The following is a 20,125-nucleotide window of genomic DNA, read 5'->3' on the forward strand; positions in this document are numbered from 1 at the left end:
GGTGGGCGGGTTTGCAAATCACTCCACCGTGACGCTCTTGGCCAGATTCCGGGGTTTATCCACATCGCAGCCCCGCAGCACAGCCATATAATAGGCAAACAGCTGCAGCGGCACAATCAGCTGAAGGGGCATGAAGATATCCTCGTATTCGTCCAGACGGACGATATAGTCGGCAATTCCCTCCGGCACCACCGCATCCTTTGTGGTAAACAGCAGCACCTTGGCGCCGCGGCTCTTGGTCTCCTTGGCGTTGGAGAGGGTCTTTTCATAGACATTGTGCTGGGTGGCCAGGGCGATCACAGGCACCCCGTCGGTCACCAGACTGATGGTGCCGTGCTTGAGTTCTCCCGCCGCATAGGCGTCGGAATGAACATAGCTGATTTCCTTCAGCTTGAGGCTGCCCTCCAGGGACAGGGAGTAGTCAAACCCCCGGCCAATGAAAAAGCAGCTCTGAGTATTTACAAACAGGCTAGCCAGATATTTGATATACTCACAGTCATCCAGTCGAGGCTTGACGACTTCCGGCGCCCGCTGAAGCTCGGCGGTGTAGCGGCGGGTTTCGGCCTCATCCAGGGTGCCGCGGGCATAGGCCAGCCGCAGGGCGAACAGGTACAGCACGCACATCTGTACCATATAAGCCTTGGTGGAGGCCACCGCAATTTCCGGCCCCGCGTAGGTGTACATGACGTAATCTGCCGCCCGTGCAATGGAGCTGCCCACCACGTTGACGATGGCCAGCACCGGCACGCCGCGGCTCTTGGCCAGCTTGAGGGCCGCCAGGGTGTCGCTGGTCTCTCCCGACTGGCTGATGATGACCACCAGGTCCTCGGGGCTGAGGATGGGGTCCCGGTAGCGGAACTCGCTGGCGATGTCCACCTCTGCCGGCAGGCGGGCCAGCTTTTCGATGGCAGCCTTGCCCACCATGCCGGCATGCATGGCGGTGCCGCAGGCCACCAGATGAACCCGCCGGATGGCAGCCAGCCGCGCGTCGGTCAGGTCCGGGATGCGCAGGTCCGGCATTCCCTGCTCCACCCGGGGCCCCACGGTGGCGGCAATGGCGGCGGGCTGCTCGTTGATTTCTTTGAGCATAAAGTGGGGGTATCCGCCCTTTTCAGCGGCCTCCACGTCCCAGTCGGCAGTGAGGCGTTCCCGCTGGACCGGCTGCCCCAACTCGTCATAGAAGGCCACGCCGTCCGCCTTGCAGACCACCATGTCCCCTTCTTCCAGGACGCTGTAGCTGCGGGTGTATTTCAGGATGGCGGGGATATCCGACGCCAGGAAGTTCTCCCCTTCCCCATAGCCCACAATCAGGGGGCTTTCCCGCCGGACGGCGAACAGGGTATCGGGGAAATCCCGGAACAGCACCGCCAGAGCGTAGCTGCCCCGGACCCGGGCCAGGGCCTCGGTCAGGGCTTTCAGGGGCTCGCCCTGGTAGCAGCTGTCAATCAGTTTGACCAGGACCTCGGTGTCGGTCTCGCTGACAAAGGTATAGTTTTTGGCCTCCAGCATCTCTTTCAGGGCGCCATAGTTCTCAATGATGCCGTTGTGGACGATGCTCACGTAGGGGGTGGAATGGGGATGACTGTTGACGTCGCTGGGTTCCCCGTGGGTGGCCCAGCGGGTATGGCCGATGCCGCAGTGGCTCACCGGCAATCCTGCGGCGGTTTCCTGGGCCAGTTTGGCCCGAAGCGCGGTCAAACGTCCCTTGGTCTTGACCACCCGAATGGCGTCGGGGGTTTCCAGGGCCACCCCGGCCGAATCATAGCCGCGGTACTCCAGTTTGGTCAGACCATCCAGCAATACATCCTGGGCGCAGCGGGCGCCCACATAGCCTACAATGCCACACATAAGCAAAACACCTCCATGGCCGGCAGGCCCCCTGCTTTCAGGGCCTGCTCAGCCTCCCAGGGGGGCCAGAGGCCGCCCCTACGATTGTATTCACGGTATGGCTTGCTTTGAAGAGATCTGTTGCGGTATTGCTGCCGTTTTTTGCTCTTCTCTCTCGGCTGGTACAGCCATCAGCCGGAAGAACATCCGCCGAATCTTTCGATGATCCTTCCCCTCGTCACCCTCACGGCTGTCACCCGCGTGGCCCGGCGCTTTTTGTCAACTGAAAGTACACATTCCTTCTTTCCATCCCATTTGTATTTTATCGTTTTCCCAGCATCTTATGAAGCCTGGGCTGCCACACCAGCCGGTACAGCCGCAGCAGATTGGCCAGAGCCCGGTCGAACAGCAAAAAGGCCACATTCCCGATCAGCAGGGTCACCGCCGCCATCACCAGGGCCGCGGCCTGCAGTTCATCGGCCATCTGCCCCCCGGGGAAAAACACCAGCAGCACCCCGTACAGCACCAAGACCGAACCGTTGCAGAGCAGCAGTTTGGCCCCTACCCGCACCACGGCGGGCCGCAGGCGGTCCAGCCGAGATTTCACCAGCGGGTAATACCCCAGCAGCGCCACAAAGAAAAGGGCCGTCTCCTTGTCGGGGACAAAGAACAGCCCCAACAGGCTGGCGGCCCCGTAGGTGGTCCAGGCGTAGCGCGAACCGCATTCCTCGTTCACCACCCCTATGAAAATGCCCCCGGCAGCGGGGGCAATGAACATGGCGACGGGAATGATGGCCCCCAGGAGCATCAGCACCACCGAGAAGGCCACAGCCATCCCGCACAGTGCAATCGACCAGCTCGGATTTTTGCGTTGTTTCATGAAGGAAGCTCCCAATTCAGATCCCAGGAGCCGTGCTCCAGGGGGTCCACGGTATCCCGCAGGCCCAGGATCATGATGTTGTCCAAGAGGGTACGGTTCAGTTTCACGTCCATCAGGGTGTACACCCGGGACAGATCGTTGATGGCGGCAATGGCCTGGCGGCGGGCGTTTTCCTTGGCGGCTTCGCCGCTGAGGCCGTTGGCCAGAAAGACATTGTACCGGTCCTCTTTCTGGTCCAGGTGATGGCGGGCGGCCTTATCCAGCAGATAAAAGGCCTTGCCGATGCAGCTGCCAATGTACCGCATATTTTTGCGCTGGACGGCGTCGTCGGGGGCCAGCACCGAAAACAGGGCCCCGTAGACGTTGCTCATGGGTTCCGAGGCCACCGCATAGTTCTGGCCCCGCAGCTGATGCTGGGCCACCGCCTGGGCCCGCTGCTGATAGAAAATCCGCTCCAGGGCGGGTTCCTCCTGCACAGCCTTGCGGTAGGCCCGGTAGAGGGCCAGACGCTGGACCAGCCGCTGCACCTTCAGACGGAGGGGCAGCTCGGCGGGGCGGCGGTCCTGGAGGCGGTGCCAGCTCATCAGCACCTCAATCTGGGCGGCCAGCCGGATGCCCCGGGTCTGGCACATCACCGGCACCCGTTCCAGGCTGCCGGGGAGGCGGATCTCCTGACAGGTGGCCTGGCGGCCCGCCAGGCTGTCGGACAGCAGGGCCAGGGCCGCCCCGGCCCCCTTGCACCGCAGCAGGCTGAACGCAAACAGGCCGTACTCGAGATACAGCTGGTACTTCACGCCGCGCCGATAGCGCAGATAGGTATTATAATCCCAAATGGTAAGCTCCGGCAGATAAGGGTGGAGTCTGCCTGTCATCATGGCCCACTGCCTCCGTTATACTGTGCCCGCAAACGCGGGTTCATCACCAATCCACGCACAGGGTGCGCCGCCGGTTCCTGCCCCTCGGCCGCGAGGAAGCCGCACCCGCACTGCGCACCGCTGGATTCAAGAATGGGTCCCGGTTCTGCCTGCCCTGCCCCGGCCCGCGGCGCCTTCCGGGGCGCCTGGGGCCCGGTTTTTGCCGCCTGCAGGGCAGCCCGGGTCGTAACTTTCTATTAGTATAATCGATTTTGTGTCCAGATGCAATTCCTATTTCAAAACTCTTTGCATTTGTCCCGGAAAAGATTCGGTTTCAGCCGTTCCACCCGATGGTTTTTAACCAAAATCCGTTCTTTTTTGCTGTCTCAATTTCTTGATTTATTTTCCCCTGTTTTGAGCAGTCATTTGTCCCGGGATTGCCTTGTTTCAACAGGTTTTTCGGCTCAGCGGCCGCCGTTGGAGCTGTGGGGATGAGCCCGCCGGCCGTCAAACCCTTCCTTGGCCATGGGGCGGGCAGCCTTGGCGCCGGGGGCGCTGTAATACATATAGACCTGACAGGGAATCATGCCGTTGTACATCTTGCGGCGCTTGGTGGCGCGGTGGCCGTAGTGGGCCTCAAACTCCATATCGGCGGTGATGACATAGACGCCGGCGCAGGGATGGGCCTCCATCTGGCGGCCAAAGGTCTGGGCCAGGCGGGCGGCCCCCTCGATGGTGCTCATCCGCTCGCCATAGGGAGGGTTGGTCAGGACAATGGCCTCGGACTGGGGCGCAAACGCCGCCACGTCCGCCACCTCAAAGTGGCAGCGCTTGTCCACGCCGGCCAGGCGGGCATTGGCCCGGGCCAGCTCCACGGCGGCGGGGTCCAGGTCATAGCCGAAGCCCTCAAAGGCGGCGTCCTGCTTGATTTCCTCCAGGGCCTTCCGGCGCTGCTCGGCCCACACCGACGCCGGCACAAAGCTGTAGCGCTCGGCGGCGAACCGGCGCTGGAGGCCGGGAGCGATGTTCATAGCCTTCTGGGCCGCCTCAATGATGAGGGTGCCGCTGCCGCAGAAGGGGTCTTCCACCCGGCTGTCCCGGCGCACCCGGCCCAGGTCGGCGATGGTGGCGGCCAGGGTCTCCCGCAGGGGGGCCTCCATGGCGTTGCGGCGGTAGCCCCGCTTGTGCAGGCCCTCGCCGCTGGTGTCCAGCATGATCTCGCACTGGTCCTTCCGCAGAAGGAACTGTACCCGGTACTCGCTGCCGGTCTCGGGCAGGACGGTGGTCTTGTGGCCCTTCATCAGGCGCTTGACGATGGCCTTTTTGATGATGCTCTGGCAGGCGGGCACACTGGACAGCTTGCTGTTCAGGGAGGAACCCTTCACCGGGAAAGCCGCGTCGGCGGGCAGCAGCTCCTCCCAGGGGATGGCGTAGACCCCGTCGAACAGGTCATCGAAGGTATCGGCCCGGTAGCTGGCCAGCAGGAGCATCACCCGCTCCACCGTGCGCAGGTTCAGGTTGGCGGCGGCGATCAGGTCTGCGCCGCCCCGGAAGGTGAGACGGCCGTCGGTGACCCGCAGGTCCTCGGCGCCCAGACGCTTGAGCTCAAAGCTGGCGGTGGACTCGCAGCCGAAAAAGCAGGGTGCAATCAGTTCAAACTTTGCAGACATGGAGACTTCCTTTCTTTGCAGCAAAACGGGCCCGCCCCGCAGGGGTGCGCGGCAAAGGTTGCCTTGCACAGTTCCCGCTGGGGGCAGGCCCGGATGGTTCTGGTCTGTGGAACAGATCAGCGGCCGCCGCCCCGGCGTCCCCGGGAGGCATAGCCGCCCCGGCGTCCGCCCGACTCGTGGTCGAGATCTGCCATTTTTTCTTCGCTCTGGCTCTTGAAGCGGCTCATCATGTCCTCAAAGGACAGGTTGTCGCTCTTGGCCGGCGGGCGGGGCTGCCACACCCGGGGCCCGTCGTCCCGGGGGGGACGCTTGCCGCCCCGCGGGCCGCCGCGGCCATCCCTCGGGCCGGAGGAACGCGCACCGCCGCGGCCGCCGTCCCGTGCCGGACGCTCCGGCGGGGGCAGCAGCTGCTTGATGGACAGGGCGATCTTGCCCTCCGGCGAGATGCTGATGACCTTCACCTTGACCGTCTCGCCCTCATGGAGCACCGCCGCAATGTCCTGCACATAGGCGTTGGACACCTCCGAGATGTGGACCATGCCCACACGCCCCTCAGGCAGCGCCACAAACGCGCCAAAGGGTTTGATGCCGGTGATCCGGCCTTCAAAAATATTACCAACCTCTATCAAAGCTCTATACCCTTTCTTCAGCCCAGAGAGTTCCCGGGCTGCCCGCAAAAGCAGCCCGCCGCAAACAGACGACTTCAGTTGCCCGAGATGTCCACAATGATCCGCTCATTGGGAGCCGCATAGCCATAGGAGTCCCGCGCAATCCACTCGACGATTTCGTCGGGGTTGCCGTCCAGAATCCGCTCCAGCTCCTCGTTTTCCGACTTCTGCTGGGCGATCTGCTCGTTCAGGGCGTCCAGCTCCGCCTGTTTGGAGCTGATGGTCACCTGGTTCGAGACATACGCCGCCAGCATGCTGATGAGCAGCAGCACGAAAAACAGGCGGGTGATGCCCCACCAGAGGGTTTTGGTTTTTTTGCGGTTCCGCGCCATCCTGGCTGCCTCCATCCTATGGATTCTCTGTCCACAACCGAATCGTTATACATTCGAATTATACAACAGATGCTCCTCTTTTGGCAAGCTCTTTTTTTGCTTTTCTGCCGCGGTTTTTGCCGCTTTGGCGGCGCGGCGCGCCTCCTGCCGGGCCCGCAGGGCCGCAAAGGCCGGCTGCAGCGCCCGCTGGCCCACCAGGCGGGCCATGGCCAGTCCCGGCCAGAGGGCCAGACGCCAGACCTGCGCCGTCACCGGGGCCAGCAGCCCATGGGCGGCCAGCGCCCCCAGAAATCCCGACGCCACCATGTACCAACGCAGGTTCCCGGCGTCGCTGTAGCCGGCGGCGTAGCTCTGGAGAAAGAGCAGCAGCATCCCCACCAGGGCCATGTCGGGCAGAAACGCTCCCCGGCCCTTCCGGGGCCCCACCGCCCGCAGCGCCCCCACCAGGGCGCCCAGATACAGGCAGCAGAGCATCTCCCGCCCCGCCTGCCAGGGGGCCAGAACCGGCGCCATCAGCGAATCAGGCGGCGCAGCAGGCCGCCCGGGGTCCTGGCCTCGGTGTATTCCAGCGCGTCCACCCGGCCCGACAGTTTGGCTTCGCCCCGCTCCAGGTCCAGGGCAGTGACGCTCAGCTGAGCCCCCGTCAGGTTGAGGACACAGTCCGCCGTCTCAATCACCGCGTTGTCCGGGTCGCACCGGACCACCCGGCGCACCCCGGTGACCGTCAGGCGGCTGCGCTCCTCCAGGATCAGGTTGTGAGGCACCGTCTCGGCCGGTTTGCCGGTCTGTTTTTCCATTGCATCGCCCCCCGCCGCACATTTCCTGTGATGCAGTCTATGCGGCAGAGGCCCGGGGTTATTCCTCGATGACCTCGTACATCTCCCGGGCCACGTCCTTGGTGCGGGGCTCGGCGTCCGACAGGACCCGCACCTTCACCGGCCGGTTGCCAAAGGTGATTTCGATGACGTCCCCGGGGTTGACGGCGGCGCTGGCCTTGGCCACCTTGCCGTTGATGAGAATGCGGCCGGCGTCGGCCACCTCGTTGGCCACCGTCCGCCGCTTGATGAGGCGGGAAACCTTCAGATATTTATCCAGGCGCATGGTATTTTTCTCCTTTGTCCAAACATACAAAAAGCTGCCGGCTGTCCGCACGGGGCGGACCCTTCCGGCAGCGGGTTCATCGCAGGAACGCAGAGGTCCCGGCCCGTCTTTGCTTACAGGGAGTCCTTCAGAGCCTTGCCCTGCTTGAAGACGATGCTGCGGGATGCAGCGATGGTGATGGGCTCCTGAGTGCGGGGGTTGATGCCCTGGCGCTCGGCGCGCTCGCGCACCTCAAAGGTGCCAAAGCCCGAGATGGTGACCTTCTCGCCGCTGGCCAGAGCGCGGCTCAGGGCCTCAAACACAGCGTTCACAGCCTTGTCGGCGTCCTTCTTGGTCATATCGGTGTTTGCTGCAACCTGTGCAGTCAGATCAGCCTTGGTCATAGTTGTACCTCCAAAATCAATTCAATGTTCGGTTCGATCAGCGCCCTGCCCGCCTTCCAGCGTCCGGCAGAATGCCTTGGATGCAAATGTGAGAGCTTCTTCCGCGTCGAGCCCCGCCAGCCGGATGGAATCCACTGCCGCGAACAGCAGTTCCCCGGCCGCCCGGGCCGCCTGATCGGATGGGACATCCCCCTGTGCAGCCGCGCGCCAGCGGTCTGCGGCCTGCCGGAGGGTATCCAGGGCCTGTTCCTCGCCGGCGGGACCGATGCCGTGGCCGGCCGCCCGCTTCTGGAGTTTCTGGGCCCGCATGAGGGCCGGCAGGGTGGCGGGAACGGTGTCCAGCTCATCGGCAAGGGTTTGGCGGCCCTTTTCCTTATTTTTGAGCGCATCCCAGCCGTTTATACCGGCATTCTGCGCCGCCGACGACGCGAAAAGGTGCGGATGGCGAAAGACCAGCTTTTCGCACACCTCCCGGCAGATATCCGAGAAGGTGCTGCGGCCCTGTTCTTCCTCCAGCACCGCATGGAACGCCACCTGCATCAGCACATCGCCCAGCTCTTCCCGCAGCATCTGCGGGTCGTCTGCGTCGATGGCCTCCAGGGCCTCGCAGGTCTCTTCGAGGAAGTTTTTGCGGATCGACTGATGGGTCTGGACCTTGTCCCAGGGGCAGCCCTCCTGCGGGTCCCGCAGGATGCGGATGATCTGGACCAGGTCCTCCGCGGTATAGTGCTCCTTTTCAGGCCAGTCGATCATGCAGCGCTCTCCCTTTCTGCCGGAAATACCGGCACAAATCCTAGTTTATTCTACCCTATACTGCGCCAATTTTCAAGCGTTTCGGCCCATTTATCCTAATTTTTCCACATGCAAAAAGCGCTCCCCGGCGGGGAGCGCCTCTGTAGGACTGGTTTTTACAGCTGTGCGCCGCACTTGGTGCAGAACAGGGCGTCGGGCGCCACTTCTGCACCGCACTGGGGGCAGTACTTCTTGGCGGAGTCATCCGCGGGCACCGCCTCGGCAGCGGGCTCCTCGGGGGCGGGTTCCTCCTGGACGGGGTCGGCCATGACGTCGGCCAGGTCGGCCTCCACATCGGCGGCTGCGTGCTCCACCTCGCTGGCCTCAGCGGGGGTCAGCTTGGCTTTCAGCTGGCGGTTCTCCTGCTCGATCGAATCAATCATGTCGATGTAGCGGTCCACCAGCGGCTGGTTTTCTTCGTTGCCCTTGGCCAGGCTGTACACCAGAGCGCCCAGCTGGCGCTGAGCCTTGCTGATTTTGGCCTGGTTGGACAGGATCTTGGCCTGGGTCTTGCCTTTTTCGGTCAGGTCGTTGGCGACGCTGACACCCAGCTCCACATATTCACGGCTCTTGGCCAGAATGGTATCCTTCCACTTTTCTGCATCCATTTTCAAAGACACCTCGCTTCTCGGTAATCTGCCGGCGGTCCGGGGTGTCGCACCCGGAACGCGGCCTGGTACAGCATCAGTATACCGCACTTTGGACCGGGATGCAACACGTTGCCCGACGCTTTTACAGTTTTGCGGCCTTCCGCCCGCTCACAGAACGCTGGTATAAAATTCCCGCAGCATGGCCCCTTCGGGGATCAGTTCCCGGCTGATGGGGTCCACGTGTTCAAAGCGGCGGGCGGTCTCATCCCACATCTCGGTGTAGCGGCTGTCGGGGGACATCTGGCGCCCCACCTCGGGCAGCAGTCCGGCGATGATGGACAGCTCATAGGTGAAGGCGGTGTCCAGCAAAAAGTCCGCCGTATTCTTGAAGCCCTTGATATACCGGGTCTCCCCGTCCAGCACCCGGTCCCACATGGCCAGGGTCTTTTCGGGGCTGCGGCCCCGGGCCGCGGCGTCCCGCAGGACCCGGCGGCACAGCCGGATGTCCTGGGTGCTGATGAGCCGCCGGCCCTCCTGGCAGTACTCCTCCCGCAGGCCGGCATAGATCCGGTAGATATGCCCCGAGGGCACCAGGCTGGTGAGGACGGGGTTGAGGGCGTGGATGCCCTCCACAATGCAGACGCCCCCCTGCAGGTCGATGGCCTCGGTCACATCCGAGCGCTGTTCGCGGACAAAGTCGTAGGTGGGCAGGACGGTGTTGTCGGTCTGGCTCAGCTCCTGGAGGCACTGGCGGATCAGGGGCATATCCAGGGTGTCGGGGTGCTCGTAATCCAGGGAGCCGTCCGGCATTTTGGGGTAGTACTCCGACCCGCGGAAGAAATTGTCCAGGCTGATGACCTGGGCGGGGGTGCCCCCGTCCCGCAGGGTGGCGGCCAGTTTGTGGGCGGTGGTGGTTTTGCCGCTGGCGGAGGGGCCGGTGAGCATGATGATCTTGGCCCCCGACTGCCGGATTTTCTTGGCGGCATAGCGCAGGCGGCGGCAGTAGCTGGCCTCGCTGATTTCCACCAGCTGGGCCGGGCTGCGGGCTGCCACGTTGCACAGATCAATCTCCACCAGGCGTTTCGGTACCCAAATCGTAATCATAAAACGCAGACACTCCTTTTTTGCGCTCCAGAACCTCGTCGAAGCGCTGAATGTATTCGTTGGGATACTTGAAGTTGAAGATGCGCTGCATTCGGTGGCCTGCGGTGTCCACCAGTTTGGTGCTGCCGCCGGCCCCCGCCGACAGAATGGTCTGCACTTCCTCCATGATATAGATGTTGTAGTAGCCCTCGCTGCCCGGCTTGCTCCAGCCGACATTTTCGAGGTTCTGGAGGGTGTTTTTCTGGCGGTAGAGGTAATAGGGGCGGTAGCCGGCGGCGGGCAGCAGGCTGCATTTGTCCAGCATGGCGGCCACGTCGGCGTAGGTGTTGTCCTCCTGATCTTCCATCACGATCCGGGAGGCCCGTTTCAGGGTCAGGGTGTGGACGGTGATATTCTCGGGGTCCAGGGCGATGGCGGTTTTCAGGCTGTGTTCAAAGCCCTCCACCGTGTCCCCCGGCAAGCCGGCAATCAGGTCCATATTGATATCGGTGTGGCCCGCGGCCCGGGCCGCTGCATAGCAGTCCAGAATATCCTGGGCCGAGTGGCGCCGGCCGATCCGGGCCAGCACCTCATCCGAGAAGGTCTGGGGGTTGATGGAAATGCGGGTGGCGCCGTATTCCTTGATGACCGCCAGCTTTTCGGCGTCGGTGCAGTCGGGGCGGCCCGCCTCCACGGTGTATTCGGCCAGGCCCTCCAGCGGGAACTGGTCCCGCACCGTACCCATCAGCTGGCGCAGCTGGTCCGCCGACAGGCTGGTGGGGGTGCCGCCGCCGATGTAGATGCTCTGCAGATGCAGGCCGGCCTTGTCCGCCTCCGCCCGGATGGCCTCCAGCTCCCGGCACAGGCAGTCCACATAGGGCTGGACCAGTTTGCGGTCCCGGTCCAGGTTGCAGCTGACAAAGCTGCAATAGCTGCACCGGGAGGGGCAGAAGGGAATCCCGATATAGAGGCTGTAGGCTTTGGGCTCCGACCCGCGGCGGAGAATGGGCTCCTGCAGGTCGGCGATGGCCTTGGCCATCCGGTATTTCTCCTCCGAGCAGTCGAACCGGCCCAGGAACCACTGGTCGATCTGTTCCTTGGTCCAGCCGGCGGCCCGCTTGTCGTGGATCAGGCGCACCGGGCGGACCCCGGTCATCTTGCCCCAGGGGGGACGCAGGCCGGTCCAGCTGCGGAGCAGGTCATAGGTCAGGCTGGCCAGGGCAAACTCGGGGGTATCCTCCTGGGGCAGCGGGGCGGACGCCCTGCGGCTGGCCCCCTTTTCCCGCACCAGCACCGAGAGGCCCGTGTCGTCCCGGCTGGCCCAGACGCAGTCTTCGTCCTCGGCGGGCGGGGTCAGGGTCAGGGGCGCCATGGGGTAAAACAGCCGGACCAGATGTTCCACGTCGTACCCCGACGGCAGGCCGGTAATATAAATCTTCATATTCCAATTCCTTATGAAAGGGCTCCCTTACAGGCGCTCTTGATATACCAGTTGTTTTTCAGTTCCTGGCCGAAGGTGGACAGTTCCCCGTGGCCCGGCAGGACCTGGGCCCCGGCGGGGATGGGCAGGGCGGCCAGCTTGCGCAGGGAGTCGTTGATCTGGCGGCTGCTGCCGCCGGGCAGGTCGGTGCGGCCGATGCTCCCTGCAAAGAGGGTGTCCCCGGTAAAGAGGTAGTTCCCGCACAGCAGGCAGACGCTGCCGGGGGTATGGCCGGGGGTGTGCCAGACGGTGAAGGACATCTCATCCACCTGGATGACCTCCCCCTCCTCATAGCCGCTGTCTGCCTCCTTCAGGGGAAAGAACTGGCTGTTCTCCACATCGGCGGCCTCACACCAGAGTTTGGCGCCCCATTTGGCTTTCAGCTCCTCGGCGGCCCCCACATGGTCAAAGTGGCCGTGGGTGCAGAAGATATGGGTCAGGCTGGCGCCCTCTTTCTCCAGAATCTCATTGTAGTCCGAGGCGGCCGCCGCCGGGTCGATGACCACACCGTGGCCTGCGTCCGAGATCAGCAGGAAGGTATTGGTGTACATGGGGGCCTGCCCCACTACATGGTATGCCTTCATCTTATTCTCCCTTCTTCCACTCGTCGGTATCCATCACAATGGTGCAGGGGCCCTCGTTCACCAGGGATACCTGCATATCGGCGCCGAATTCCCCGTGCTGGACCTCCTTGAGGCCCTGTTTGCCCATTTCTTCCAGAAACAGCTCATAGGCCTCCACCGACAGGGGCGGCTTGGCGGCCCGGATGAAGCTGGGCCGCATCCCCTTTTTGGTGTCCCCGTACAGGGTGAACTGGGACACCACCAGGGCCGAATATCCATTGTCTTTGGCGCTGCGGTTCAGCTTGCCGTTCTCGTCGTGGAAAATCCGCAGGCCGGCGCACTTTTCCGCAAAGCGGGGCACCATGTCCAGGGTGTCGGTGTCCTTGACCCCGAACAAAATCACCAGCCCGGGGCCGATGGCCCGGGGCTCGCCGCCGTTCACCCGCACGCTGGCGGAGGACACGGCCTGTATCACAGCTCTCATGAACTTTGTTTAACTCCTTGTCACCTTGAGCACGTCCCGGATCTTGGCCAGACGGGCCACCACCCGGTCCAGGTGCTCGGTATTGTTGATGCCGACGGTCAGATTGATGACGCCGCAGTTGTCGGCCTGGCGGGCGTTCATGGTATAGATGGGCACCCGCATATCCGACAGGGCGTTCAGCACGTCTTTCAGCAGGTCGGTGCGGTCCAGGGCCACAATTTCCAGCCCGGCCTTATAGCTCTCCTTGACGCTGTCGGCCCAGTAGGCCTTGACCCAGCGGGGCGCGTTGGAGGGGTCCCGCATGCTGGCCTGGGCGTTGGTGCAGCTGGCCTTGTGGATGGAGACGCCGAAGCCACGGGTGATGAAGCCCACAATGGGGTCCCCGGGCAGGGGGCTGCAGCACTTGGCAAATTTGATGGGGGTATTGTCGAAGCCCTCCACCACCACGCCGTCGGTGGAATGCACCTTGCGCAGGTCCACCTTGGGCAGCTCCATGGGGGGATTTTCCGCCGCCCGCAGCTTCTGGTACTCCTCCTTGAACTTGGGGATGCAGTTGGCAATGGTGATGCCGCCGTAGCCGATGGCCGCGTACAGGTCCTCGGCGCTGTTCTGGCGCATCCGGCGGCAGCAGCTGCCCACGAATTCGTCCAGCTTGTCGTCGGGGATCAGAATGCCCTCCCGGCGCAGCTCCTTGGCCAGGGCGTCCCGGCCCTCCGCGATGTTTTCATCCCGGCGCATCTTCTTGAACCAGTTGCGGATTTTGCTCTTGGCCTCGCTGGTCTTGACGATCTTGAGCCAGTCGCGGCTGGGGCCCTTGTCGGCGGGTCCCAGAATCACCTCGATGATCTCGCCGGTGACCACCACATGGTCGATGGGGACCATCCGGTTGTTCACCTTGCAGCCGATCATCCGGTTGCCCACCGCCGAATGGATGGCGTAGGCAAAATCAATGCAGGTGGCCCCGGCGGGCAGATTGATGACGTCGCCCTTGGGGGTAAAGGCAAAGACCTCCTCGGGCAGCAGGTCGCTCTTGAGGTCGTGGAGCAGGTTGCCGGAATCCTCCGACACCCGCTGGTTTTCCAGCAGCTGGCGGACCCAGGCCAGACGGTCGTCCAGCTTGTCGTGGCCGCCGATGCCCTCCTTGTACTTCCAGTGGGCGGCGACGCCGTACTCGGCCTGTTCGTCCATCTGGCGGGTGCGGATCTGCACCTCAAAGGGAATCCCCTCGTGGCCGATGACGGTGGTGTGCAGGCTCTGGTAGCCGTTGGGCTTGGGGGTGGAGATATAATCCTTGAACCGGTTGGGCAGCGGATGATACATATCGTGGATCAGGCCCAGGGCGCTGTAGCACTCGGTGATGGTATCCAGGATGATGCGGACCGCATACACGTCGTAAATCTCATCGAAGGCCTTGTTCTGGACGAACATCTTGCGGTAGATGCCGTAGATACTCTTGACCCGGCGCTTCATGGTGGCGCCCTTGATGCCGCTCTCCTCCAGCCGCTTTTCGATGAGGCTGGAGACGTTGGCCAGGAACTCCTCGCCCGAGCGCTCGTTCAGCAGCTTGCTGATTTCCTCATAGCCGATGGGGTCCAGATAGTGGAGGCTGCGGTCTTCCAGCTCCTCCTTGATGTTCAGGATGCCCAGACGGTTGGCGATGGGGGCATAGACCTCCATGGTCTCCCGGGCCTTGTCCCGGCGCTTCTGCTCGGGCCAGGCGTCGCCGGTGCGCATATTGTGGAGCCGGTCGCACAGCTTGATGATCATGACCCGCACGTCCTGGCTCATGGCCAGCAGCATCTTGCGCAGGTTTTCGGCCTGCTGCTCCTCGATGCTGGAGAACTGGATCTTGGTCAGCTTGGTGACGCCGTCCACCAGCAGGGCCACGTCGGCCCCAAAGGTGGATTTCACCTCGTCCACCGTGGTGGGGGTGTCCTCCACCACGTCGTGGAGCAGGGCCGCCGCAATGCTCTCGCTGTCCATGCCCAGGTCCAGCACCAGCCGGGCCACCGCCAGCGGATGGCAGATATAGGGCTCGCCGCTGCGGCGGCGGACATCCTTGTGGGCGTCGTCGGCCATGCGGTAGGCCTTCTCGATCATCTCCATGTTGTAGGGCCGGCCGCTGGCCTGAATGGCCTCCAGCAGCTTGTCGTAGGTGATGATCTCGGGCCGCGCCTCCGAGGGGACCATATAGTCCACCGCCTCGGCGGGGGACGCGGTGGCCACCACGGTGCCCACCTCTCTCACCTGATGCTGCAGATGGCTCTTGGCGGTATAGGAATCCTGCTCAGGGGCAGGCGCAGCTGTCTTTTTTCCCTCTGGCATATTACTTTTCCTCCAAACACTTCAGGATGGGTGCATCGGCCAGGTTTTTCTTCCCGGACACCCGCACCAGCTCCAGATAGGGCACGCCGTCCCTCTCTGCCTCCTCCACCAGGCCCACCTGTTTCAGGGCAGTCACCGCCACCAGGGTTTTGCCGGTGCTGGCGGTGCCCATCCGGGCGCACAGGGGCTGCAGATCATCGGCGTGCCAACGCCGGGTTTTCAGTTCGCGGTAGACGGCGGCCACTTCCTCGCGGGAGGGGCAGATGAGCTGCCGTTCCTCCGCCGAGAGGCTGGCGCCCCGCCGCAGCGCATCCACCAGCGCCGCCTGCCGGGGTGCGTCGGGCCCCAGGCCCGCCGGGTGCAGATCCAGGATGCGGCCCGAAATCTGGGCGCCCCGGGCTCCCTCATACACCGACAGGCTGAGGGCGGCGTCCACTGCGTCGCCGGTCTGGTAGGGCACCCGCTCGGGGGCCATGCCGAACCAGACGGCGTACAGGCCCGCGCCTCCCTGATGGAGCCGCAGGCGGCTGTGTTTGCCCTCCGACACCGGGTAGATCCCCTCCACCACGGCGTTTTCCAGCAGAAAGACGGGGGCCGGGTTGTCGGCCCCAAAGGGGGCCATCCGCTCCACCGCCCGGATCTCTTCCACCGTCACCCGGGCCAGCCGCAGGGACAGGTCGCACACCAGGGGCGGCGCCTGGATGACAGGACACTCCCGGGCGGCCCACTCGTTCATCCGGCGGCGCAGCTCGGGCAGGTTTTCCTCCCGCACCAGCAGGCCGGCGGCCATGGCGTGGCCGCCAAAGCGGATCAGCAGGTCGGAACAGGCGGTGATGCATCCGTGGAGGTTGAACCCCGGCACGCTGCGGCCGCTGCCCTTGGCCTCGCCGTTCTCGGCGATGGAAACCACCATCACCGGGCGGCCGTATTTTTCCACCAGGCGGGAGGCCACAATCCCGATAACGCCCTGGTGCCAGCCGCTGCCCCACAGGAGCATCACCCGGTCCTCGGTGCGGTCGGGCTCGGCGGCCAACATTTCTTCCACGGCCCGCTCGATCTTCTGTTCGGTCTCCTGGCGCTGGGCGTTGATTTCGTTCAGATGATGGGCCAGGCAAGACGCCCGGTCCGGGTCCTCACACAGGACCAGCTGCAGGGCGGTGGCGGCGCTGTCCATCCGGCCGGCGGCGTTGAGCCGGGGCGCGATGCCGAAACTGACGTTGTCGGCGGTGACGTTCTTCCCCGCCAGGCCCACTTCTTCCAGCAGGGCCGCCAGACCGGGCCGCTCGGTGTGCTGCAGAATCTGGAGGCCGGCTTTCACGATGGTTCGGTTTTCGCCGTTCAGGGGCATGACATCGGCCACTGTGCCGATGGCCGCCAGGTCGCTGCAAAATTCCAGCAGCTCCTCGGGCATGCAGTCCTCCAGGGCGGCGCAGAGTTTAAAGGCCACGCCGGCGCCGCACAAGTCCTTGAAGGGGCTGTGGTCGTCCTCCCGCCGGGGGTCCACCACCGCCACCGCCTCGGGCAGGGTGCTGGGGGGAAGATGGTGGTCGGTGATGACCAGGTCAATCCCCAGAGAGGCCGCATAGGCCGCCTCCTCCACCGCCGAGATGCCGTTGTCCACTGTGACGATCAGGGTATAGCCCTTTTCGTGGATCCGGTCGATGGCCCGCTTGGACAGGCCATAGCCGTCCCCTTCCCGGCTGGGCAGCATGCATTTCACCACGCCGCCCAAACCCTTGAGCTGTTCGTACAGCAGAGAGGTGGCCGTCACGCCGTCCACGTCGTAGTCGCCGTAGACCACGATGGTCTCCCCCTGCTCCAAGGCCTGCCGGATGCGGGCGCAGGCCTTATCCATATCTTTCATCAAAAAGGGGTCGCTGAGGCTGTCCTCCCCCGCCAGGAAAGACAAAGCCTCCTCCGGCTGGGTGAACCCCCGGGCGGCCAGCAGACCCGCCAGCAGGCTGGCTTCCTTCATCTGCTGGGCAAAGACCGAGGCCTGTTTGGCGTCGTCCCACTCCTCCCCTGCAAAGGCGGCCTCCTGTTCCAGCTGTTCGGTCCGCTCCTCGGCAATGGCCTCCTGCAGGCCGGCCACTGCCTCCCGGTCCAGGGTGCGGAGCTCCCACGGGCGGCCGGTCATCGCAGACCCTCCCCCGTGAGGCCGTCGCTGGCCAGCATCCCCTCCAGGGCTGCAATCTCGCTGGACACGTCCAGCGCTGCGTCGGACAACAGGGTGTCATAGAGATTTTCGTACGCCGTATTCAGTGTATGCAGGATTCCGCCAATATCCCGGCGGATGGCTTCGGCGTTGTCCCCCTTCTGGCCCTGCACGTCGTTGTAGGTGTGCAGCAGCTTGAGGGTGGTGGGGATATAATATTCCGCAAACCGCCGGGCCTTGGGCGCGCTCTCGGGATGGCTCTCCAGCCAGGCGCAGATGGACTCGGTGGTCTGCTGCATTTTTTCCAGTTCGTCGGCGGCGGTGGGGTCGGTCATCAGCCGGCGCTCCTCGGCCAGCACATGGGCGAACCGCCGTGCGGTGTCCAGGTGAAGGGTCTTGGGGCCCTGGGCCGGCTCCTCCGCCGGCTTTTCGGGTTCGGGCTGCTTTTCCGCCGCCGGGGCGGGCGGAATGTTATGGGCCGCCCGGTAATCGGCGGCGCTCAGATAGAGGCAGTCGTCCTTTTCATCCAGCCAGCCCGCAAGCCAGCCCTTTTCGATCAGCTCCCGCAGCCGCTTGCGGAGCTTGCGCTTTTTCATCTGGAGCAGACCCGCCAGGTCGTCCAGGTAGATCCCCTGGGAGACATCCATGGCGGCGAAGGCGTCGGCGCAGCGGTTGAGCAGCTTGGAGGCTTCCAGCCGGTCGCCTCCCACCACCATCCCCACGATGGAGCCGATCCAGATCCCCGTCAGGCCCAGGCCGGTGATCAGCAGGGCATTGAAGCCCGCGGTGCCTTCCATCACGGCCTCTGTGCCGATGAAGCAGGCCATCGACCCCAGGAAGCCGCCGAACACCAGCACCCCGAAGCAGATCAGCATGGCCAGCCCCACCGCGAACTGCTTGACGGCGCTGCGGCGGATGGCCTTGCTGTAGTCTGTGTCTGATGCCGGTGCCTGGGGCTGGCTGCCGGGCCGGCCCCCAAAGTCAGCGGTATAATCGTAGGGCTCCGCCTCAAAGGCCGAACCATTCCGGGCCGCTTCCCGACGGCGGCGGCGCTCCTCCCGGTGCTGGCGGCGGGCCTTCCCCCGCTCCAGGTTGAAGGCGTCCCGCAGGGCGTCGTCCACCTCCCCCACCACGTCGTTCATCAGGTGGGTGAAGCTGCGGCCCACTTCGGCGGCCTGGCGGCCGATCTCATCGCCGTAGTCCTGAAACCCCTGGCGGAATGCGTCCGAAACCGTCACGCCCAGGTCCCGCAGCTGCCGTTCCAGCTCCTGCTGGATGGCATCCTCGTCCTGTTTTCTTTTCCGTTCCTTCTCGTCCATGCGTTCTCCCTCAATCTCCCGCCGGGTGATACCGGCTCACCAGAGCCGAAGCCACCCACAGGCCATCCACCGCGGCGCTCATAATGCCGCCGGCATATCCTGCGCCCTCGCCGCAGGGGTACAGCCCTGCCAGCTGGGTGCACTCATAGGTTTCGCCCCGCACCAGCCGCACCGGGCTGGAAGTCCGGGTCTCGAGGCCGGTAAGAATGGCCTCGGGGGCGGTATAGCCCGCCAGCTTGCGGTCAAAGGCCCGCAGACCGGCCCGCAATGCCCCGGTCAGCTCCGCCGGCAGCAGGCTGCCCAGATCCGCCGGCACCACGCCCCGGTTGTAGGTGGGCTGGACCCGGGTGATTTTCAGCTCGCCCCGGCCCTCCAAAAAGCTGACCACGTTTTCCGCCGGGGCCGCATAGGGTCCGCCGGCCCGACCGGCCGCATAGGCCCGGGCCTCCAGCTCCCGCTGGAAGGCGATGGCCCGCCGGGGATCGTCCCCGAAGTCGGCGGGGCCCACCCCCGCCACCACCGCGGCGTTGGCGTTCCGGCCCGCCCGGGCATGGAAGCTCATGCCGTTGGTGACCACACGGCCGCTCTCGCTGGCCGCCGCCACCACCTGGCCGCCGGGGCACATACAGAACGTATAAACGCCCCGTCCATTTACCTGTTGGGATAGCTGATACTCTCCGCGGGGCAGGGCCGGATGGCCTGCGGCGTCGTGGTAGAGGCTCTTTTCGATTTCGCTCTGCAGGTGCTCGGCCCGGAAGCCCACACTGAAGGGCTTGCAGGCGAAGGTCAGACCCCCGTCCATCAGGGCCTCAAAGGTATCCCGGGCGGAATGTCCCACCGCCAGTACCAGCGCCTCACAGGGCAGAGGCCCTGCGGTGGTGTCGATGCCGGTCAAAACGCCGTTGCGGGTGTGCAGGCCGGTGAGGGCGGTATTGAACCGCACTTCGCCCCCCAGGGCCTCAATCTCCTTGCGGATGGAGGTGATGACGCCCCGCAGCAGGTCGGTGCCCACATGGGGCTTCTGCTGCCAGGCGATTTCCGCCGGCGCACCGTGGGCCAGAAAGACCCGGGTGACGTAATCGCACAGGGGGTCCCCGATGCGGGTGGTGAGCTTGCCGTCCGAAAAGGTGCCGGCGCCGCCCTCGCCAAACTGAATGTTGGCGTTTTCGTCCAGCTCACCGGTGGCGGAGAAGTGTTCCACCGCCCGGACCCGGTCTTCCAGAGCGGGGCCCCGCTCCAGGACAATGGGGGCAAACCCCTGCTGGGCCAGGGCCAGGGCTGCAAACAGCCCCGCAGGCCCCAGACCGCAGACCACCGGCCGGGTTTTCAGGGTCTGGGCGCCGGGGGTCAGCACCAGCTGCGCCTCCTGGCGCAAAGCAACGCAGGGCAAGGCCCCTGCATAGGCAGGTTCCTCACCCTCATCTTTGAGCGTTACTGCAATGGTATAGACGAGCTTGGGCCGGCCGTGGCGGGCGTCCACCGACAGGCGGGCCACCCCCATCTGCCGGACCTTGCTCTGAGGCAGGCGCAGCAGGTGCAGCGCCTGGGCACGGGCCTGCTCCTCTCCAGCGGAGAGGGGCAGGCGGATATCTCGAACCAGGATCATGTGCTTGTGTTTC

20 protein-coding genes are annotated in these 20,125 nt (G+C 64.4%); all 20 read right to left on the minus strand.

Translation table 11 applies throughout. The annotated features are described in order from the left end of the window. Window positions 1-18: 18 nt before the first annotated feature. Complete coding sequence (glmS, locus tag B5F27_RS06795) at window positions 19-1,848, minus strand: glutamine--fructose-6-phosphate transaminase (isomerizing) (RefSeq protein WP_087365694.1); 1,830 nt, start codon at window positions 1,846-1,848, stop codon at window positions 19-21. A 301-nt stretch (window positions 1,849-2,149) separates the two neighbouring features. Next, on the minus strand, window positions 2,150-2,707 hold the full coding sequence (locus B5F27_RS06800; protein WP_087246264.1) for a hypothetical protein: 558 nt from the start codon (window positions 2,705-2,707) through the stop codon (window positions 2,150-2,152). Further along, window positions 2,704-3,582, minus strand: a complete 879-nt coding sequence (locus tag B5F27_RS06805) for a DUF5685 family protein (protein WP_242962117.1) — start codon at window positions 3,580-3,582, stop codon at window positions 2,704-2,706. Before B5F27_RS06805 ends, B5F27_RS06800 begins: the two co-directional genes overlap by 4 nt. A gap of 443 nt (window positions 3,583-4,025) precedes the next feature. Next, complete coding sequence (locus B5F27_RS06810) at window positions 4,026-5,231, minus strand: class I SAM-dependent RNA methyltransferase (RefSeq protein WP_087246263.1); 1,206 nt, start codon at window positions 5,229-5,231, stop codon at window positions 4,026-4,028. 116 nt (window positions 5,232-5,347) lie between these two features. Then, window positions 5,348-5,860, minus strand: a complete 513-nt coding sequence (locus tag B5F27_RS06815) for a S1 RNA-binding domain-containing protein (protein ID WP_087246262.1) — start codon at window positions 5,858-5,860, stop codon at window positions 5,348-5,350. Between the two features lie 74 nt (window positions 5,861-5,934). Beyond that, the gene (locus B5F27_RS06820; protein ID WP_087246261.1) at window positions 5,935-6,231 is read right to left on the minus strand and encodes a septum formation initiator family protein; all 297 of its coding nucleotides are present in this window, start codon (window positions 6,229-6,231) and stop codon (window positions 5,935-5,937) included. Window positions 6,232-6,276: 45 nt separating this feature from the next. Then, the gene (locus tag B5F27_RS06825) at window positions 6,277-6,705 is read right to left on the minus strand and encodes a hypothetical protein (protein WP_087365696.1); all 429 of its coding nucleotides are present in this window, start codon (window positions 6,703-6,705) and stop codon (window positions 6,277-6,279) included. A gap of 38 nt (window positions 6,706-6,743) precedes the next feature. Beyond that, complete coding sequence (locus tag B5F27_RS06830) at window positions 6,744-7,028, minus strand: YabP/YqfC family sporulation protein (protein WP_087246259.1); 285 nt, start codon at window positions 7,026-7,028, stop codon at window positions 6,744-6,746. A 58-nt stretch (window positions 7,029-7,086) separates the two neighbouring features. Further along, window positions 7,087-7,332, minus strand: a complete 246-nt coding sequence (locus B5F27_RS06835) for an RNA-binding S4 domain-containing protein (protein ID WP_087365699.1) — start codon at window positions 7,330-7,332, stop codon at window positions 7,087-7,089. A gap of 113 nt (window positions 7,333-7,445) precedes the next feature. After that, window positions 7,446-7,715 (minus strand): HU family DNA-binding protein, encoded by a 270-nt coding sequence (locus tag B5F27_RS06840; RefSeq protein WP_087246257.1) that lies wholly within the window; start codon window positions 7,713-7,715, stop codon window positions 7,446-7,448. Window positions 7,716-7,736: 21 nt separating this feature from the next. Beyond that, the gene (locus B5F27_RS06845) at window positions 7,737-8,468 is read right to left on the minus strand and encodes a MazG family protein (protein ID WP_087365701.1); all 732 of its coding nucleotides are present in this window, start codon (window positions 8,466-8,468) and stop codon (window positions 7,737-7,739) included. Window positions 8,469-8,623: 155 nt separating this feature from the next. Then, on the minus strand, window positions 8,624-9,115 hold the full coding sequence (locus B5F27_RS06850) for a zinc ribbon domain-containing protein (protein WP_087365787.1): 492 nt from the start codon (window positions 9,113-9,115) through the stop codon (window positions 8,624-8,626). Window positions 9,116-9,265: 150 nt separating this feature from the next. After that, window positions 9,266-10,201: a nucleoside kinase gene (locus B5F27_RS06855; RefSeq protein WP_087365703.1), complete on the minus strand. Its 936-nt coding sequence runs from the start codon at window positions 10,199-10,201 to the stop codon at window positions 9,266-9,268. After that, complete coding sequence (hemZ, locus tag B5F27_RS06860) at window positions 10,161-11,621, minus strand: coproporphyrinogen dehydrogenase HemZ (RefSeq protein ID WP_087365705.1); 1,461 nt, start codon at window positions 11,619-11,621, stop codon at window positions 10,161-10,163. Before hemZ ends, B5F27_RS06855 begins: the two co-directional genes overlap by 41 nt. An 11-nt stretch (window positions 11,622-11,632) precedes the next feature. Beyond that, window positions 11,633-12,244 carry an MBL fold metallo-hydrolase gene (locus B5F27_RS06865; RefSeq protein ID WP_087365707.1) on the minus strand — a complete coding sequence of 204 codons (612 nt, stop codon included), beginning with the start codon at window positions 12,242-12,244 and terminating at the stop codon, window positions 11,633-11,635. 1 nt (window position 12,245) lies between these two features. Beyond that, window positions 12,246-12,707, minus strand: coding sequence for a D-aminoacyl-tRNA deacylase (gene dtd, locus B5F27_RS06870; RefSeq protein WP_087246252.1), 462 nt, complete (start codon window positions 12,705-12,707; stop codon window positions 12,246-12,248). A 9-nt stretch (window positions 12,708-12,716) separates the two neighbouring features. Then, the gene (locus B5F27_RS06875) at window positions 12,717-15,032 is read right to left on the minus strand and encodes a bifunctional (p)ppGpp synthetase/guanosine-3',5'-bis(diphosphate) 3'-pyrophosphohydrolase (RefSeq protein WP_087365710.1); all 2,316 of its coding nucleotides are present in this window, start codon (window positions 15,030-15,032) and stop codon (window positions 12,717-12,719) included. Between the two features lies 1 nt (window position 15,033). Beyond that, a complete protein-coding gene (recJ, locus tag B5F27_RS06880) occupies window positions 15,034-17,169 on the minus strand; it encodes a single-stranded-DNA-specific exonuclease RecJ (protein ID WP_087365714.1) in 2,136 nt (711 codons plus the stop codon). Next, the gene (locus B5F27_RS06885) at window positions 17,166-18,506 is read right to left on the minus strand and encodes a 5-bromo-4-chloroindolyl phosphate hydrolysis family protein (RefSeq protein WP_087365719.1); all 1,341 of its coding nucleotides are present in this window, start codon (window positions 18,504-18,506) and stop codon (window positions 17,166-17,168) included. Before B5F27_RS06885 ends, recJ begins: the two co-directional genes overlap by 4 nt. Window positions 18,507-18,516: 10 nt before the next feature. Then, window positions 18,517-20,112, minus strand: a complete 1,596-nt coding sequence (locus B5F27_RS06890; RefSeq protein ID WP_087365722.1) for an FAD-dependent protein — start codon at window positions 20,110-20,112, stop codon at window positions 18,517-18,519. Window positions 20,113-20,125: the final 13 nt, after the last annotated feature.

The organism is Faecalibacterium sp. An192 (genome assembly GCF_002160175.1).
In the GTDB taxonomy this organism is placed as follows: Bacteria; Bacillota; Clostridia; order Oscillospirales; family Ruminococcaceae; genus Faecalibacterium.

Excerpts from the sequence above, each read along its gene's own strand:
- B5F27_RS06800 (WP_087246264.1), bottom strand. The coding sequence starts at position 2,707 with ATGAAACAACGCAAAAATCCGAGCTGGTCGATTGCACTGTGCGGGATG.
- B5F27_RS06820 (WP_087246261.1), bottom strand. The coding sequence starts at position 6,231 with ATGGCGCGGAACCGCAAAAAAACCAAAACCCTCTGGTGGGGCATCACC.
- B5F27_RS06805 (WP_242962117.1), bottom strand. The coding sequence starts at position 3,582 with ATGATGACAGGCAGACTCCACCCTTATCTGCCGGAGCTTACCATTTGG.
- B5F27_RS06845 (WP_087365701.1), bottom strand. The coding sequence starts at position 8,468 with ATGATCGACTGGCCTGAAAAGGAGCACTATACCGCGGAGGACCTGGTC.
- B5F27_RS06875 (WP_087365710.1), bottom strand. The coding sequence starts at position 15,032 with ATGCCAGAGGGAAAAAAGACAGCTGCGCCTGCCCCTGAGCAGGATTCC.
- B5F27_RS06885 (WP_087365719.1), bottom strand. The coding sequence starts at position 18,506 with ATGGACGAGAAGGAACGGAAAAGAAAACAGGACGAGGATGCCATCCAG.
- dtd (WP_087246252.1), bottom strand. The coding sequence starts at position 12,707 with ATGAGAGCTGTGATACAGGCCGTGTCCTCCGCCAGCGTGCGGGTGAAC.
- B5F27_RS06850 (WP_087365787.1), bottom strand. The coding sequence starts at position 9,115 with ATGGATGCAGAAAAGTGGAAGGATACCATTCTGGCCAAGAGCCGTGAA.
- recJ (WP_087365714.1), bottom strand. The coding sequence starts at position 17,169 with ATGACCGGCCGCCCGTGGGAGCTCCGCACCCTGGACCGGGAGGCAGTG.
- B5F27_RS06865 (WP_087365707.1), bottom strand. The coding sequence starts at position 12,244 with ATGAAGGCATACCATGTAGTGGGGCAGGCCCCCATGTACACCAATACC.
- B5F27_RS06810 (WP_087246263.1), bottom strand. The coding sequence starts at position 5,231 with ATGTCTGCAAAGTTTGAACTGATTGCACCCTGCTTTTTCGGCTGCGAG.
- B5F27_RS06855 (WP_087365703.1), bottom strand. The coding sequence starts at position 10,201 with ATGATTACGATTTGGGTACCGAAACGCCTGGTGGAGATTGATCTGTGC.
- B5F27_RS06830 (WP_087246259.1), bottom strand. The coding sequence starts at position 7,028 with ATGGAAAAACAGACCGGCAAACCGGCCGAGACGGTGCCTCACAACCTG.
- B5F27_RS06825 (WP_087365696.1), bottom strand. The coding sequence starts at position 6,705 with ATGCTCTGCTGCCTGTATCTGGGCGCCCTGGTGGGGGCGCTGCGGGCG.
- B5F27_RS06890 (WP_087365722.1), bottom strand. The coding sequence starts at position 20,112 with ATGATCCTGGTTCGAGATATCCGCCTGCCCCTCTCCGCTGGAGAGGAG.
- B5F27_RS06835 (WP_087365699.1), bottom strand. The coding sequence starts at position 7,332 with ATGCGCCTGGATAAATATCTGAAGGTTTCCCGCCTCATCAAGCGGCGG.
- glmS (WP_087365694.1), bottom strand. The coding sequence starts at position 1,848 with ATGTGTGGCATTGTAGGCTATGTGGGCGCCCGCTGCGCCCAGGATGTA.
- B5F27_RS06840 (WP_087246257.1), bottom strand. The coding sequence starts at position 7,715 with ATGACCAAGGCTGATCTGACTGCACAGGTTGCAGCAAACACCGATATG.
- hemZ (WP_087365705.1), bottom strand. The coding sequence starts at position 11,621 with ATGAAGATTTATATTACCGGCCTGCCGTCGGGGTACGACGTGGAACAT.